The sequence below is a fragment of the Amycolatopsis sp. genome, assembly GCF_036008905.1.
In the GTDB taxonomy this organism is placed as follows: domain Bacteria; phylum Actinomycetota; class Actinomycetes; order Mycobacteriales; family Pseudonocardiaceae; genus Amycolatopsis.
The window spans coordinates 1-16,037 of record NZ_DASYMU010000003.1 but is presented as its reverse complement, the minus strand read 5'-3'; the positions used below and the strand labels follow the sequence as shown (position 1 = coordinate 16,037).

Sequence of the window (16,037 nt, the reverse complement as noted above, 5' to 3'; positions counted from 1 at the left end):
GCCGGGGCGCCACTCGTCTGCGTGCCACCGACTGGGGACCACCGTTACCGGCTGGTTCGACACGGTGAGCTCCGCGGGAACGTGTTTCGCCGTGAGCTTCGGGAAGCGCCGCCGGAGACTCGGAAGATCCTCGGGCACCCGCTGTCCGTCCGGCGGGTCTTCGTACACGATCAGGTCAAAGAAGTCGTCGAGTGCTCCGGTGCCTTCGAGTGCCACGAACGCGACGTCCGGGACACCGCCCGCGCCCACCACTTCGTCGGCGTCGATCACCTCCGAGCTCAGCGTGTCCGGGTTCGCCAGCGTCCTCGTGAACCGCCGCCTGCCACGCAGGATCAGCCATGAGACGCAGTCCCGGAACAGCTCTTCGTCCACTCCGGACAGTGCGACCCCGAAGGCCGCCCACAGCTCCCAGCGATAGGCCCGTTCGTACACCTTCCGCATCAGGTGGTGGAACCGCAGCACTTCGCATGACGGCAGTTCGCCGAGCAGCGTTTCGAGCCGCAGCGTGGTCGCCTGGCTCTCGGTCAGCCCGTACCGTCTTCGAAACCCCTTGTCGGGCTTCTCCCGCCCAGCACGCTTGACGATCCTCCAGAACTCCTGTTCCAGCATCGGATTCCCCTCCCCGTTCGCGATGACAGGCACGTTAGATCGGGGGTCCGACAATTTCGGAGCGGAGCTGCTCGATCGCCCTCGGTGACGAAAACTGTCGGGGGTCCGCGCTAGCTTCGAGGGCATGAACATCATCGAAGGGCACCGGACCGAGGTCCGGGTCGGCATCAACAAGTACTCCGTAGAGGTCGCCGCGTTGCCGAGCGAAGACCAATCCACGCTGTCCACCCGCGTCGCCGTGATCATCGGCGCCGCGGGGCCGGAGGGCGAATCCGTGGCCGAGGGCCGGATCGAGGTGGACGCGGGTGCCGCGCCCACCTTGGGCACGGTCCTCGCCGACACGCTGCTGTCCTTCGCGGGCATCAGCAACCCGAGCCGCCGAAGACCGGGCAATCGCCCGGCGCAGCAAGGCCGGCCGTGGTCCGACGAACTGGACGCGGAACTCGAAAGGCTTTGGCAGGAAGGGGAAAGCGTCGAGGACATCGCGGCGCAGTTCGAGCGGACCCCTGGCGGTATCCGCGCCCGGCTGCCCCGGGTCGGCTGCGACCCGGAGAAACCGGGCGCGTACCTGCCGGTGCCACCGAGCCGCCGCACCGACCTTCCAGGAGGTGACGAGGACTAGGTCGGGCAGCCGCCACTTCAAGCGGCGGGCAGCCCGGCGCGTCCGCGCAACCGGGCGCGGGATTCGTGCATGAGCTCACGGGCGCGCGCGGCATAAGGGCCGACGAGCGCGCCACGCGCCTTGACGACTTCGCCGCCGACGATCACCGTTTCGACGTCGGCGGCACCGGCGCCCATCACGAGGGTCGTGACGGGATCGCCGAAGCCGTCGAGATGGGGCGGACGCAGGTCGACGATCGTCACGTCGGCCTGTTTGCCCGGGCTCAGGCTGCCGATCTCCTCGTCTAGGTGCCAGACACGGGCGGCGTCGAGAGTCGCGAGCCGCAGCATGTCGCGCTGGTCGAGGTCGACAGTCGCGACGGCTTCGTCGCGGGTGACCGCGGCGGCGTTGGCCCGTGAGCGTTCGGCGGCCAGGCCGAGGCGCATCTCGGTGAAGAGATCGCTACCGGCGCCGGTGGTCGTGTCCACGCTCAAGCCCGCGGGAATACCGCGAGCGAGGGCCTGGCCGGTGGCGGGATAGGTGCCGAGCGCCATCAGCATGTCGACCGATGGGCTGAGCGAGATCGAACCGCCGGTGGCGGCGATGAGGTCGAACTCGTGGTCGCTCAACTGGTTGGCGTGGGCGTGGTTGACGTCCGGGCCGAGCAGGCCGAGGCGGTCGAGTGTCTCGACGGAGCCGGGGAAACCGGCCATGCCGACGTGCACGGAGATCGGCACGCCGAGTTCGCGGGCGAGCGCGAAATCGCCTTGGGTGGCTTCGGGGGTGGTGAACGCGAGGCCGCGCAGGGCGAGACCCAGGCGCAGCCGCCCGGTGGGCAGGAGTTCGGCGTGCACGCGCCGGACGTCTTCGGGATGCGGGGGAGCGGGCCTGCCGAAGAACGCGAGGCCGTCCGGGCCGGGGCCGCCGTAGAGGAACAGGCCGCGGATACCGGAGTCGTGCAGCGCTTGGATGTTCGCGGTGGCGTGCTCGGGCGTCGGCAGGTTGTGTGCCCAGTCGGCGATCGTGGTGATCCCCGCGTTGAGTGCCTGCAACGCGCCCCAGAGCGTGCCGGCGTAGACGTCTTCGGGCTCGTAGAACGGCGCGAGCCCGCCGATGACCGCGCCGGAATACCCCGAAAGGGAGACCTTGCCGGTGCTGCCGCCGAGCGCGCCCTGCCAGACGTGCCGATGGGTGTCGACGAGCCCGGGCAAAACCAGGCGGCCACGGGCGTCGAGCACGGGGACGCCCGGTGTGCTCGCGGCGAGGTCGCGGCCGACGGCGGCGATCCGGCCGTCACGGAGGAGCACGTCGCCGCCGGGCAGATCCCCGATCGCCGGGTCGAAGCTGGCCACATGGCCGCCACTGATGAGGAGGTCCTGATCGGACAAGGGGAAACTCGCTTCTGGGCCTGCTTGGCAAGCCCCTAGGTATACGTTGGATACTGCCTAGTCAGTATTCGAGCGCCGGGCCGCGACCCGCAAGAAGGCAGTTTCGACTGCCTTGGTTACCCGGAAGGAACCCCATGCCGGACGACGATCGTGGCGCTCTGCTGCGTGACGTGCTGGGACGGCTCGGCGACAAGTGGTCGGTGATCGTCATCTGCCGGCTCGACGGCGAGGCGCGGCGGTTCAACGAGCTGCGCCGGCTCACCGAAGGCATCACCCAGCGCATGCTCAGCGCGACCTTGCGCCGCCTGGAACGCGACGGGCTCGTGACGCGGACCGTTCATCCGACGGTCCCGCCGCAGGTCGAGTACGCGCTGACCGACACGGGCCGTAGCCTGCACACGATCCTGTACCAGCTCGTCGACTGGACCGACCAGAACCTCCAGGACATCGAGGGCTCACGAAAGGCCTACGACCTCATGCACGGTTAACCCGCGGCGCGGGTGACGCGGGCGCCCAGCGCGCGCAGGTATTCGGCGAGTTCGGGTGGTTCGTGCACCTCGAACTCGCAGCCGAGCATGGTCAACCGGAACGCGAGCCACTCCAGCGTGTCTGTCTGGCTGCGGACGCGACAGGTCCGCTCGTCGATCGGCTCGATGTCACCGGGGGTGTCGCCGAGCCGCCCCACGACCTCCGTGGCCGGAAGGTAGAGGGTCACGTCGGCGCTGTAGGTGGGAACCAGGGAGTACATCCTGCTGGTGACGAAGGCGGCCGCGTCCGCCGCGGGCAGTTCGCGCGGTGCCACGCGGGCGCCGGTCGGCCGTGGCTCCCGGATGCGGTCGGCACGGAAGATCCGCCAGTCGTCCCGGTCGTTGTCGTAGGCGACCAGATACCAGCGACGGCCTGCGGAGACGAGTTTGTGCGGCTCCACCAAGCGTTTGCTCTCGACTCCGTCGTTCGCCCGGTAGCCGAACCGCGCCAGCTCGCGATTGGTGATCGCCGCGGCCAGCACGGTCAGCACCGCGGGATCGACCGTCGGCCGGTCGCCGCTGAGCATCGGCACGGTGGCGGCCGTCAACGCGCCGACGCGGTACCGCAGCTTCGACGGCAGTACCTGTTCGAGTTTCGCGAGCGCCCGCACCGCCGCTTCTTCGATTCCTTCGACGGCGTGCCCGGCCGCCACGCGCAACCCGACTGCGATGGCGACGGCTTCTTCGTCATCGAGCAGCAGCGGCGGCATCGCGGCACCCGCGACCAGGCGATAACCGCCTTCCGCACCCATCGTGGCTTCCACCGGATACCCGAGTTCGCGGAGTCGTTCGATGTCCCGCCGGATCGTGCGCGGGCTGACCGCGAGCCGCTCGGCGAGTTCGCTGCCCGGCCACTCGCGGGGAGTCTGCAGCAGCGACAGCAGATTGAGCAGCCGCGCCGGGGTGTCGGTCATGGGCCCAGCATGCCAGCCATCTGGGACAGGATCTGGCCTAGATGACCGGCCGCTATTACGAGCAGATCACGGAAATAGTGAACCGCTCGCCTGACCGGCGCGTATCACTAGATGAGGGAGAAAGGTCGACCAACCCCGGAACAGGTCTCGGCAGATGGAGTACACCCGTGCGTCACGGCATGAACATGAAATTGCAGCACCCTGCGGCGCATAGCCCGTCTTTCGTTTCCGTCAGCCGAAGTCTGGGCCCCGGGTCGGGCGATCTGGCGGATTTTTGCGTACCCTGCAATCCGTATTTCCCCACCGACGAGATGTTCACCTTGCTCGCGGACAACCTGAGATCGATTCTCAAGTTCTATCCGAGCGACGCCGCGACCATCACGGAGAAACTGGCGAGCACGCTCCGGCTAAACCCGGCGACGATCGCGATGTCGAACGGGTCGACCGAACTGATCACCTGGATCGACCATCTGCTGATCAAGAGCAGTGTCGCCGTGCCGGTCCCCACCTTCGGCCGCTGGACCGACCAGCCGCTGGAAACCGGCAAGCGCGTCGACATGTACCTGCTGCGCGAGGGCAACAACTTCGACCTCGGGCTGGACGAGTACATCGCTTTCATCAGGGCGAAGGGATCGAGGGTCGCCGTCCTGTGCAACCCGAACAACCCGGACGGCGGATACCTCCCCAAACGTGAGGTGATCCGGTTCATGGACGAGCTCGCCGACCTGGATCTGGTGATCATCGACGAATCGTTCATCGATTTCGTCGAACTGGAGAGAAATCCGTCCGTGTCGCTCGAAGCCTCGATTCGCCCGAATGTCGTCGTGCTCAAGAGCCTTGGCAAGAACTTCGGCTTGCACGGTATTCGATTCGGTTATCAGGTGGCCAATCCGGCGCTGACCCGCAAAATCGCCGGTGCGCTGCCCAAATGGAATCTCAATTCCATCGCCGAAACGATCGTGTTCATGCTCGCCGACCATCGGACCGAGTACGAAGAGAGTCTCAAACTGCTCGCGCGGGACAGGTTCGTGATGGCCGCCGAGCTGTCGCGGTTCCACGAGCTCACGGTCTACCCGTCGCAGGCCAACTTCCTGCTGGTCAAACTGCCGGGCGGGGTCGACGGCGTCGAGTTGCGCGACTACCTGCTCTCCGAACATCACCTGCTCATCCGCGACTGTGGCAACAAGATCGGGATGACCAGCCAGTTCCTGCGGTTCGGCGTGCGCCCGGCCGAGGAGGTCACCCGGCTCGTCGAGGGCCTGCGCGGCTTCGCGCGGTCGATCAACGACGAACCCGACATGACCACGCGGGCGATGGAGCTGATCATGCCGGAACCGGACCCCGCCCGGACCTACGCCTAGCGCCGCAGATGCCGGAGGAACCACTCCGTCATGACGTCGTCCACCGCCTTGGCCGTGGGCAGTTGCGGCGCGGGCTCGACGCCGGGCGGCTCGGCCAGCGGGTGGGCCAGACCCGGAATCGTCACCAGCCGGACGTGCTCGGGCTCGGCGTACCGCTCGCGTAGCGCGCCGGCCAGCTCTGCGGCGTCCGTGCGCAGGTCGGGAAAGTCCAGTTCGCCGCTGACGACCAGTACCGGTGGCCCCGCGACATCCTCCGCCCTGGCCACGAAGTCCAGCCGATCGGCGATCCGCCGTGACTCCTCGTGCCACCGATAGGGCTCCCCGGCGACGCCTTCGACGAGCCCGACCACCGACCGGGCCCGGATCCCGGCGTTGACCACGGCCGCCGCCGCGATCGGAATCTCCCGGCGGGCAAGGACTCGCAGCGCGACGGCCCCGCCGAGCGAGCTACCGACCACGCCGATGGGCCCATCGTCCACTGGCAGCCGCTCGCGCAGTTCCGCCAGCGCCGCCGGGAACTCATCGGCGGCCTGCCGGACGACCGGGTCGATGTACGCCAGCACGATGTCCCGGCGGACAAGCTCGACGAACGCCGCGTCCCTGTCCGGCAGGCTGCGTGCTCCGCACAGCGGCATGCCGAGATGTACCCGCCAGGCGGGCACCTCGTGCAGGGGCAACGCGGCGGCGAAGGCGGCGTTCGTGCATGGCGAGTCCATCTGGTGCCAGGTGACGAGCAGTGGTGCCGGACCAGCGCCGGCAGGCGGCAACGCGGTGAACGGCACCCCAGCCGCGATTCCCGTGATCGGTTCCATGACACGCACTTTATGCAGGGAAACCGGCGTGCGAACGCACTTCCGCCAAGGGCGAACTGCCACTCGATGAGGCGACGAGTGTCACGCGCCTTTGATTGAACTTGCGTCGCCGTGCATAATCATACGCATGACGGTGAACATCGCGGTGGCCGGAGCGAGCGGGTACGCGGGCGGGGAACTCCTGCGCCTGCTGCTCACCCACCCAGAGGTCGAAATCGGCGCGCTGACCGCCGCCAGCAGCGCGGGGACCCCGCTGGGACAGCACCAGTCGCATCTCGTCCCGCTCGCCGGGCGCGTCCTGCTGGAGACGAACGCCGAAACGCTGGCCGGGCACGATGTCGTCTTCCTGGCCCTGCCCCACGGTCACTCCGCGGAGATCGCCGCGCAGCTCGGCCCGGACGTCCTGATCGTCGACCTCGGCGCGGACCACCGGCTCGACGACCCGGCGGACTGGCAGCGCTGGTACGGCGGCGAGCACGCCGGCAGCTGGCCGTACGGCCTGCCCGAACTTCCCGGCGCACGCGCGAAACTGGCCGGTACCAAGCGGATCGCGGTCCCCGGCTGCTTCCCGACCGGTGGCTCGCTGGCGCTGGCACCCGCGCTCGCCGAGGGACTGATCACGACCGACGTCAACGTCGTCGCCGTGACCGGCACTTCCGGTGCGGGCAAGAGCCTGAAGACCAACCTGCTCGGGTCCGAAGTGATGGGCTCGGCGAGTGCCTACGGCGTCGGCGGCGCGCACCGGCACACCCCCGAATTCGCGCAGAATCTCCGCGCGGTGGCGGGGGAGCGGGTGACGGTTTCCTTTACGCCGGTGCTCGCTCCCATGCCGCGCGGGATCCTCACCACCGCGAGTGCGCCGCTCGCGCCCGGTGTCGACGTCGCCGCCGTGCGCGCCGCGTACGAGAAGGCCTACGACGCCGAGCCGTTCGTCCAGCTGCTGCCCGAAGGCGCCTGGCCGAGCACCGCGGCGACGCTGGGTTCCAACAACGTTCAGCTGCAGGTCGCCGTGGACGCCGACGCGGGCCGCCTGGTCGTGATCGCGGCGATCGACAATCTGACCAAGGGCACCGCCGGTGGCGCTGTCCAGTCCATGAACATCGCGCTCGGGTTCGAAGAGACGACCGGGCTTTCAACTGTGGGAGTTGCACCGTGACCGCCGACGTACTTTTTACCGCGGAGGTGGCGAAATGACAGTGACAGGTCCCAAGGGTTTCCGGGCCGCGGGTATCGCCGCCGGGATCAAGGCGTCCGGCGCGCTGGATCTGACGCTGGTGGTCAACGACGGCCCGGAGTTCGCGGCCGCCGGGGTGTTCACGCGCAACGTCGTCAAGGCCGCTCCCGTGCTGTGGTCGCAGGAAGTGCTGCGCCACAAGAAGCTGCGCGCGGTCGTGCTCAACTCGGGCGGCGCCAACGCGGCGACCGGCCCGCTCGGTTTCCAGGACACACACACCACCGCGGAGAAGGTCGGCGAGGTGCTGGACGCCGGCGCCGTCGAGGTCGCGGTCTGCTCGACCGGCCTGATCGGTGAGCGTCTCCCGATGGACGCCGTGCTCTCCGGTATCGACACCGCCGTGAAGTCGCTCGAAGCCACGCCGGAAGCCGGTCTCGCCGCGGCGACCGCCGTCATGACCACCGACAGCCGCCCGAAGCAGGCCTACGCGAAACACGCCGACGGCTGGAGCGCGGGCGGGTTCGCCAAGGGCGCCGGGATGCTGGCACCGAACCTGGCGACGATGCTTTCGGTCATCACCACCGACGCCGTGGTCGGCAAGGAACTGCTCGACAAGGCACTGCGCGCGGCCACCCACATCACCTTCGACCGGCTCGACGTCGACGGCGGCACCTCCACCAACGACACCGTTCTCGTGCTCGCCTCGGGCGCCAGCGGCGTGACGCCGTCGGAAGCCGAGTTCACCGAGCTGCTCACAAAGGTCGCGCTCGACCTCGTCCTCGAACTGCGCGACGACTCCGAAGGCGCCACCAAAGACGTCGACATCGTCGTCAAGGGCGCCGCCAGCGAGGAAGACGCGATCCAGGTCGGCCGCACGGTCGCCGAGGACAACCTCGTCAAGACCGCGTTGTTCGGCTCGGACCCCAACTGGGGCCGGATCGCGATGGCACTCGGCAGGGCGAAGGCTCAGATCGAGCCGGACAAGTTGTCCATCGCCATCAACGGCGTGACGCTCTTCGCGAACGGCACCACCGCGTCCGACCGCTCCGAGGCCGACCTTTCCGGCCGCGCCATCGAGATCGTCATCGACCTCGGGCTCGGCGACGCCGAAGTCACCATCTACACCACCGACCTTTCGCACGGGTACGTCGAAGAGAACAGCGCGTACTCGTCATGACGCCGCCCGAATCACTGATCCCCGCCGACGACAGGCTCGCGGCGGCGGCGGAAAAAGCCGGGGTACTGATCGAAGCGCTGCCGTGGCTGCAGCGATTCAACGGCGCGACGGTCGTCGTCAAGTACGGCGGCAACGCGATGATCGACGACAATCTCAAGCGGGCCTTCGCCGAGGACATGGTGTTCCTGCGCCTGGCCGGGTTGCACCCGGTGGTCGTGCACGGCGGTGGCCCGCAGATCACCTCGATGCTGAACCGCCTGGGCGTTGTCGGTGAGTTCAAGGGCGGCCTGCGCGTCACCACGCCGGAGACGATGGACATCGTCCGCATGGTGCTGGTCGGCCAGGTCAGCCGCGAGCTCGTCGGGCTCATCAACAAGCACGGCCCGTACGCTGTCGGCATTTCCGGCGAGGACGCGCAGCTGTTCACCGCGGAACGCAAGCAGGCCACGGTGAACGGCGAGTCCATCGACATCGGACTGGTCGGCGAGGTGGCCGCGGTCAACCCGGACGCGGTGCTCGACATCGTCAACGCCGGGCGCATCCCGGTGGTCTCGACGGTCGCCCCCGACATCGACGGCGTGGTGCACAACGTGAACGCCGACACCGCCGCGGGCGCGCTCGCCGCCGCGCTGGGCGCCGAGAAACTCGTGATGCTCACCGACGTCGAAGGCCTGTACGCGAACTGGCCCGACCGTTCTTCGCTGATCGACCGCATCCGCGTCGACCGGCTCGAACAGATGCTGCCGGATCTCGCCAGCGGCATGATCCCGAAGATGGAGGCCTGCGCCAGGGCGGTCCGCGGCGGCGTCCGCCGGGCGCACGTGATCGACGGCAGGCTCGCGCATTCGGTACTACTAGAAGTCTTCACATCCAGGGGAATCGGGACCATGGTGTTCCCGGAGGAGGAGTTGTCATGAGCCAGCTGACGTCCAATGTGGACGGACGGGAGCACTGGCGCTCCGCGTTGATGGACAACTACGGCACCCCGCAGCTGACGCTGGTGCGCGGCGAGGGCGCCCGCGTGTGGGACGCCGATGGCACCGAGTACGTCGACCTCGTCGGCGGGATCGCGACCAACGCGCTCGGCCACGCCCATCCCGAAGTGGTTCGTGCGGTCAGCGAGCAGATCGCCAGGATCGGCCACACCTCGAACCTCTACGTCAACCCGGTCGCCGTCGAGCTCGCCGAGGCACTGCTGGACGTCGCCGGACTGGCAGGCGACGGCAAGGTCCTCTTCGTCAACTCCGGCGCCGAGGCCAACGAAGCGGCGCTGAAGATCAGCCGCCTCACCGGCCGCACCAAGATCGTCGCCTGCGAGGGCGCGTTCCACGGCCGCACCATGGGCGCGCTGTCGCTCACCGGCCAGCCGGGCAAGCAGGAACCGTTCCACCCGCTCGTTCCCGGCGTCACGCACATCCCGTTCGGCGACGTCGACGCGCTGCGCGCCGCTGTCGACACCGAAACAGCCGCCGTGTTCCTGGAACCGGTCCTCGGCGAAGGTGGGGTGATCCCCGCGCCGGACGGTTTCCTCCACGCGGCAAGGGAAATCACCAAGGCCACCGGCACTCTGCTCGTGCTCGACGAGGTCCAGACCGGGCTCGGCCGCCTCGGCAGCTGGTTCGCCTTCCAGCAGGCCGGGATCATGCCGGACCTCATCACCCTGGCCAAGGGCCTCGGTGGCGGACTCCCACTCGGCGCGGTGATCGGCGCCGGCGCGGTCGGCGACCTGCTCAAGCCCGGGCAACATGGAACGACCTTCGGCGGCAACCCGGTGTGCTGCGCGGCGGGTCTCGCCGTCCTGCGCACGATCTCCCGCGACGGCCTGCTCGACCACGTCGCCTCGCTCGGCAAGGACATCGCCACCAGGGTCGAAGCCCTGCACCACCCCTTGGTGTCGGGCGTGCGCGGAGCCGGTTTACTGATCGGCATTTCCCTGCGCGAGCCCGTTTCCGCCGCGGTCGCCAAGGCGGCCCAGGACGCCGGGTACCTGGTCAACCCGATCGCGCCGGACACCATCCGGCTCGCCCCGCCGCTGGTCCTGACCACCGAACAGGCCGAGGGCTTCCTCACCGCACTCCCGGCGGCGCTCGACTCCACCACTAAGGACGACCACTGATGCCAAGGCACTTCCTCCGCGACGACGACCTGAATCCCGACGAACAGAAGGTCGTGCTGGACCTCGCCGACAAGCTGAAGGCCGACAAGCACGGCTCGAAGGCGTTGCAGGGCATGTCGGTCGCGGCGATCTTCGAGAAGAACTCGACCCGGACACGGCTTTCGTTCGAGGTGGGCATCGCCCAGCTCGGCGGCCAGCCGATCATCGTCGACGGACGCTCGATGCAGCTGGGCCGCGAAGAGACCATCGAGGACACTTCGCGGGTCCTCTCGCGGTACGTCGACGCGGTGGTGTGGCGGACTTTCGCGCAGAAGCGCATGGACGCGATGGCGCTGGTGTCGCGGATCCCGGTGATCAACGCGCTGACCGACGAGTTCCACCCGTGCCAGGTGCTCACCGACTTGCAGACCATCCGCGAGCGCAAGGGAAAGCTCGCCGGGCTCACCCTGGTCTACCTCGGTGACGGCGCGAACAACATGGCGCATTCGCTGCTGCTGGGCGGAACCACCGCCGGGATGCACGTCCGGGTGGTTTCACCGGTCGGCTTCCAGCCGGATCAGCAGGTCATGCTCGACGCCAAGCACCGCGCGAGCGACACCGGCGGCAGCATCCAGGTGTTCACCGACCCGCACGCGGCCGTCGACGGCGCCGACGTGCTGGTCACCGACACCTGGACGTCGATGGGCCAGGAGAACGACGGCAAGGACCGGGTCGGCCCGTTCCGCGCGCTGCAGGTCAACACCGCGCTGCTGGAGCGCGCCGCGCCCGGCGCCATCGTGCTGCACTGTCTTCCCGCCCACCGTGGCTGGGAGATCACCGACGAGGTCATCGACGGCCCGGCGAGCGCGGTGTGGGACGAAGCGGAAAACCGGCTGCACGCCCAGAAGGCGCTGCTGGTCTGGCTGCTCGACGAGGCGCGGCGATAAGTAATGAGTCGAGCTTCACGGCAGGCCAGGATCAAGGCATTGGTGTCCACCATGGCCATTCGCAGCCAGACCGAACTGGCGAAACTTCTCGTGGCCGAGGGAGTCGACGTCACGCAGGCGACCCTCTCCCGGGATCTCGACGAGCTCGGCGCGGTGAAGCTGCGGGGGGTGGATTCCGGCGCGCCGGTCTACGTGATCCCCGAAGACGGCAGTCCCGTCCGGGGAGTGCAGGGCGGGACGGCGAGGCTGGCCCGGCTGCTCGACGAGCTGATGGTCTCGCTCGACGCGTCGGGAAACCTGATGGTGCTGCGGACCCCGCCCGGGGCCGCGCAGTTCCTGGCGAGCGCTATCGACAGGGCGGCACTGGAAGAAGTGGTCGGCTCGATCGCTGGAGACGACACCGTGGCGGTGATCGCCAGGGAACCGCTTTCCGGCAAGGATCTGGCGGACCGCTTCGCCGCGCTCGCGCAGCGTTCGTCTACTTTGGACGATGAACTCAAGGAGCACGACAATGACTGAAGACCAGCCTGTGCAGTTGTGGGGTGGCCGCTTCAGCAGTGGACCCGCCGAGGCGATGGCGGCGCTGAGCCTGTCGACCCACTTCGATTGGCGGCTGGCGCCCTACGACATCGCGGGGTCGCGGGCGCACGCCCGGGTCCTGCACAAGGCGGGGCTGCTGACCGAAGACGAACTCAAGGGCATGATCGAGGCGCTCGACGTCCTCGCGGCCGACGTCGCTTCCGGCGCGTTCACCCCGGTGATCGCCGACGAGGACGTGCACACCGCACTGGAGCGCGGACTGCTGGAGCGGGCGGGGACCGACCTCGGCGGCAAGCTGCGAGCGGGCCGTTCGCGCAACGACCAGGTCGCCACGCTGTTCCGCATGTGGCTGCGTGACGCCGCGCGCCGGGTCGTCGCCGGCACGCTCGACGTCGTCGATGCCCTCGTCTCGCAGGCCGAACGGCATCATGGCGCGATCCTCCCGGGCCGTACGCATCTGCAGCACGCCCAGCCTGTCCTGCTGGCGCACCATCTCCTCGCGCACGGCCAGGCGCTGCTGCGCGACGTCGGCAGGCTGCGTGACTGGGACGTTCGCGCGGCCGAGTCGCCCTACGGTTCCGGCGCGCTGGCCGGTTCGTCGCTGAGCCTCGACCCCGAAGCCGTCGCCGCGGAACTCGGGTTCACCTCGAGCGTCGAGAACTCCATCGACGGCACCGCGTCGCGTGACTTCGCCGCCGAGTTCGCCTTCGCCGTCACGATGCTCTCGGTGAACCTTTCGCGGATCGCGGAAGAGGTGATCATCTGGAACACCGCCGAGTTCGGCTACGTGACCCTCGACGACGCCTGGGCGACCGGCAGCTCGATCATGCCGCAGAAGAAGAACCCCGACGTCGCCGAGCTGACCCGAGGCAAGACCGGCCGCCTGATCGGCAACCTCACCGGGTTGCTGGCCACACTCAAGGCCCAGCCGCTCGCGTACAACCGCGACCTGCAGGAGGACAAGGAGCCGGTCTTCGACTCCGTCGACCAGCTCGAGCTCCTCTTCCCGGCCATCGCGGGCATGATCGGCACGCTCACCTTCCACACGGACAGGCTCGCCGAGCTGGCCCCGGCCGGGTTCACCCTCGCCACCGACATCGCGGAATGGCTGGTGCGCCAGGGCGTTCCGTTCCGCGTCGCGCACGAGGCGGCGGGTGAGAGCGTCCGCGTCGCAGAGGGCAGGGGAGTCGGGCTCGACGAGCTGACCGACGAAGAGTTCGAAAAGATCAACCCGGCGCTGACCCCGAAGGTCCGCGAAGTGCTGACCGTCGAGGGTTCGGTGGCGTCGCGTGACGCTCGTGGCGGTACCGCGCCGGTGCGCGTCGCCGAACAGCGGGTGCGGCTCGTCGCCCGCGTCGCGGAGATCCGTGACTGGGTGAAGTAACCGGCTGAACGCTCAGGGGCCTTTTGTAGGATCAAAAGGCCCCTGAGTCGTTTCCGCATCGAAGGAGTCATCGCCATCACCGGTTACGGACGGGTGTTCCGCCGCGACGAGCTCGCGATCGACCCGGTGGACCTGGCGTATCTCCTGCTCGGCTCGGTGCTCGAATCGACCGGCCCGGCGGGGACGGTCGCCGCCCGGATCGTCGAGGTCGAGGCGTATCGCGGGCTCGACGACCCCGCCTCGCACTGTTATCGCGGGCAGACCCCGCGCAACCAGGTCATGTGGGGACCGGCCGGGCATCTTTACGTCTACTTCGTCTACGGGATGCATTTCTGCGCGAACATCGTCGGCGGCCAGGACGGCCAGCCCGGCGCTGTTCTCTTACGCGCGGGAGAGATCCTGTCCGGGCTCGACGTCGTGAAAGCTCGTCGACCGGCTGCTCGCGGTACCGGCGAGCTGGCCAAGGGCCCGGCCATCCTTACCGCGGCGCTCGGACTCGGCCGGGGCGAGAACGGCGTCGACCTCACCGACCCGGAGTCGCCCATTCGGCTCCTGACCGGCGAACGAGTTCCCGCCGCCGAGGTCCGCAGCGGGCCACGGGTGGGGGTCGCGATGGCGATGGACACGCCGTGGCGATTCTGGGCCGACGGATCGCCCGCGGTCTCGACCTATCGCCGCGGCGGCAAGCGGAGACTCCCCAGCCCCGGCAAATAGTCGGTTGACCAGGTACGGGAGAATCCAGGGGTGAGTGAGCACATCCTTGACGAACTGTCCTGGCGCGGCCTGATCGCGCAATCCACCGACCTCGACGCGCTGCGGAAGGATCTGGACGCCGGCCCGCTCACGCTGTACTGCGGCTTCGACCCGACAGCGCCGAGCCTGCACGCGGGCAACCTCGTCCCGCTGCTGATGCTGACCCGCTTCCAGCGCGCGGGACATCGCCCGATCGTGCTCGCGGGCGGCGCCACCGGGATGATCGGCGACCCTCGCGACACCGGCGAGCGCACGATGAACACCGTCGACGTCGTCGCGGAGTGGGCCGGCCGGATCCGCGGCCAGCTCGAGCGGTTCGTGGACTTCGGCGACCCGAAGACCGGCGCCATCGTGGCGAACAACCTCGACTGGACCGGCAAGCAGACCGTGCTGGAGTTCCTGCGCGACGTCGGCAAGCACTTCCCGGTCAACACCATGCTCAACCGCGAGACGGTGAAACGCCGGCTCGAGAGCGACGGGATGTCGTACACGGAGTTCAGCTACCTGCTGCTCCAGTCGCAGGACTACCTGCACCTCTACCGCGAGCACGGCTGCCGGCTGCAGGTCGGCGGGTCCGACCAGTGGGGGAACCTGGTCGGCGGGGTCGACCTGATCCGGCGCACCGACGGCGGAAGCGCCCACGCGCTGACGGCGCCGCTGGTGACGGACGCGGAGGGCCGGAAGTTCGGCAAGTCCACCGGCGGCGGGAACCTCTGGCTCGACCCGGAGATGACCTCGCCGTACGCCTGGTTCCAGTACTTCGTGAACGTCGGCGACGCCGATGTGATCCGCTACCTGCGGATGTTCTCGTTCCTGAGCGCGGAGGAGATCACCGCTCTCGCCGAGGACACCGAGCAGCGCCCGCATCTGCGTGCCGCGCAGCGCCGGCTCGCCGAGGAGTTCACGACGCTCGTCCACGGGGAAGAGCAGACGCGGCAGGTCCTCGCGGCCAGCCAGGCGCTGTTCGGCAGGGGAGAGCTGAACGAGCTCGACGCGTCGACGCTCGACGCCGTCATGGCGGAGCTGCCGAACGGTGAGGTCAAGCTCGCCGAGGAGCCCACGATCGTCGACCTGCTGCTCGCGGGCGGGCTCGTCGACAGCAAGGGCGCCGCCCGGCGGACCGTCAAGGAGGGCGGGGCGTACGTCAACAACGTGAAGATCGCCGACGAGGAGTGGCACCCGGCCGCCGACGACGCGTTGCACGGTCAGTGGCTCGTGGTCCGCAAGGGCAAGCGGACCACAGCCGGCGTGCGTTTGCAGCGCTGACCTGCGAAAACGCGGTTAAGGTACCCCCCTGTTCGGGGGGTCAAACCGCCATGTAAAGTTTACCAAGTCGCCAGGGAAACCGGGTGGCCAGCGGGACACGAACCAAGCTCTCACCTCAGGGTGATTGAGTGGGTGGCCCAAAATCTAGACAAAAAAACTTGCTAAGGAATAACTGCTTCGGATAAGGCTGCTCTTGGGTGGCGCGATCCGTGGCGTGTTGCTTGAGAACTCAACAGTGTGCTAGTGAACTAAGCCAGTAGAGCTTATGTATAAAGTAACCTCGTAATGAGGTTCCTTTGAGTAGATAGACAAGATGGATCAGCTAAAATTGCTAGCTGTTTTGGTCTTGATCAAATTCATTGTTGGAGAGTTTGATCCTGGCTCAGGACGAACGCTGGCGGCGTGCTTAACACATGCAAGTCGAACGATGAAGCCTTCGGGTGGATTAGTGGCGAACGGGTGAGTAACACGTGGGCAATCTGCCCTGTA

Annotated in this window: 16 protein-coding genes and 1 rRNA gene; 13 read left to right on the top strand and 4 right to left on the bottom strand. The window is 68.2% G+C overall.

Annotation, left to right across the window (positions count from 1 at the left end):
* A partial coding sequence (locus VGP60_RS00230) for a DUF4240 domain-containing protein (RefSeq protein ID WP_327545740.1) occupies positions 1-609 on the bottom strand: 609 nt, incomplete at its 3' end.
* A gap of 124 nt (positions 610-733) precedes the next feature.
* Between VGP60_RS00230 and VGP60_RS00225 the strand changes: the two genes are divergently transcribed.
* Entirely contained in the window at positions 734-1,231 is a 498-nt protein-coding gene (locus tag VGP60_RS00225; RefSeq protein WP_327545739.1) for a helix-turn-helix domain containing protein, read from the top strand.
* Between the two features lie 17 nt (positions 1,232-1,248).
* Here VGP60_RS00225 and VGP60_RS00220 read toward each other — a convergent pair whose 3' ends face one another.
* Positions 1,249-2,598, bottom strand: coding sequence for an amidohydrolase family protein (locus VGP60_RS00220; RefSeq protein ID WP_327545738.1), 1,350 nt, complete (start codon positions 2,596-2,598; stop codon positions 1,249-1,251).
* A gap of 134 nt (positions 2,599-2,732) precedes the next feature.
* On the opposite strand from VGP60_RS00220, the gene VGP60_RS00215 reads away from it, so the two are divergent.
* Complete coding sequence (locus VGP60_RS00215) at positions 2,733-3,086, top strand: helix-turn-helix domain-containing protein (protein ID WP_327545737.1); 354 nt, start codon at positions 2,733-2,735, stop codon at positions 3,084-3,086.
* Here VGP60_RS00215 and VGP60_RS00210 read toward each other — a convergent pair.
* The gene (locus VGP60_RS00210) at positions 3,083-4,039 is read right to left on the bottom strand and encodes a YafY family protein (protein WP_327545736.1); all 957 of its coding nucleotides are present in this window, start codon (positions 4,037-4,039) and stop codon (positions 3,083-3,085) included. The two genes, VGP60_RS00215 and VGP60_RS00210, sit on opposite strands and share 4 nt — an antisense overlap.
* Positions 4,040-4,350: 311 nt before the next feature.
* Between VGP60_RS00210 and VGP60_RS00205 the strand changes: the two genes are divergently transcribed.
* A complete protein-coding gene (locus tag VGP60_RS00205) occupies positions 4,351-5,400 on the top strand; it encodes a pyridoxal phosphate-dependent aminotransferase (protein WP_327545735.1) in 1,050 nt (349 codons plus the stop codon).
* Here VGP60_RS00205 and VGP60_RS00200 read toward each other — a convergent pair.
* Positions 5,397-6,212: an alpha/beta hydrolase gene (locus tag VGP60_RS00200; RefSeq protein ID WP_327545734.1), complete on the bottom strand. Its 816-nt coding sequence runs from the start codon at positions 6,210-6,212 to the stop codon at positions 5,397-5,399. The two genes, VGP60_RS00205 and VGP60_RS00200, sit on opposite strands and share 4 nt — an antisense overlap.
* Before the next feature lie 127 nt (positions 6,213-6,339).
* Between VGP60_RS00200 and argC the strand changes: the two genes are divergently transcribed.
* From argC to VGP60_RS00150, 10 genes are all read left to right on the top strand, one after another.
* Complete coding sequence (gene argC / locus VGP60_RS00195; RefSeq protein WP_327545733.1) at positions 6,340-7,368, top strand: N-acetyl-gamma-glutamyl-phosphate reductase; 1,029 nt, start codon at positions 6,340-6,342, stop codon at positions 7,366-7,368.
* Between the two features lie 34 nt (positions 7,369-7,402).
* Positions 7,403-8,563, top strand: coding sequence for a bifunctional glutamate N-acetyltransferase/amino-acid acetyltransferase ArgJ (gene argJ / locus VGP60_RS00190; RefSeq protein ID WP_327545732.1), 1,161 nt, complete (start codon positions 7,403-7,405; stop codon positions 8,561-8,563).
* Positions 8,560-9,480, top strand: coding sequence for an acetylglutamate kinase (gene argB, locus VGP60_RS00185; protein WP_327545731.1), 921 nt, complete (start codon positions 8,560-8,562; stop codon positions 9,478-9,480). The genes argJ and argB overlap by 4 nt, the downstream gene beginning before the upstream one ends.
* Complete coding sequence (locus VGP60_RS00180; RefSeq protein WP_327545730.1) at positions 9,477-10,679, top strand: acetylornithine transaminase; 1,203 nt, start codon at positions 9,477-9,479, stop codon at positions 10,677-10,679. The genes argB and VGP60_RS00180 overlap by 4 nt, the downstream gene beginning before the upstream one ends.
* Positions 10,679-11,605: an ornithine carbamoyltransferase gene (gene argF, locus VGP60_RS00175; protein WP_327545729.1), complete on the top strand. Its 927-nt coding sequence runs from the start codon at positions 10,679-10,681 to the stop codon at positions 11,603-11,605. The genes VGP60_RS00180 and argF overlap by 1 nt, the downstream gene beginning before the upstream one ends.
* A gap of 3 nt (positions 11,606-11,608) precedes the next feature.
* Positions 11,609-12,124 (top strand): arginine repressor, encoded by a 516-nt coding sequence (locus tag VGP60_RS00170; protein ID WP_327545728.1) that lies wholly within the window; start codon positions 11,609-11,611, stop codon positions 12,122-12,124.
* Complete coding sequence (argH, locus tag VGP60_RS00165; RefSeq protein ID WP_327545727.1) at positions 12,117-13,529, top strand: argininosuccinate lyase; 1,413 nt, start codon at positions 12,117-12,119, stop codon at positions 13,527-13,529. Before VGP60_RS00170 ends, argH begins: the two co-directional genes overlap by 8 nt.
* Before the next feature lie 93 nt (positions 13,530-13,622).
* The gene (locus VGP60_RS00160) at positions 13,623-14,243 is read left to right on the top strand and encodes a DNA-3-methyladenine glycosylase (protein WP_414640259.1); all 621 of its coding nucleotides are present in this window, start codon (positions 13,623-13,625) and stop codon (positions 14,241-14,243) included.
* Between the two features lie 30 nt (positions 14,244-14,273).
* Complete coding sequence (tyrS, locus tag VGP60_RS00155) at positions 14,274-15,548, top strand: tyrosine--tRNA ligase (RefSeq protein ID WP_327545726.1); 1,275 nt, start codon at positions 14,274-14,276, stop codon at positions 15,546-15,548.
* A 359-nt stretch (positions 15,549-15,907) separates the two neighbouring features.
* Positions 15,908-16,037: ribosomal RNA gene (locus tag VGP60_RS00150) — 16S ribosomal RNA — on the top strand; the annotation flags it as partial.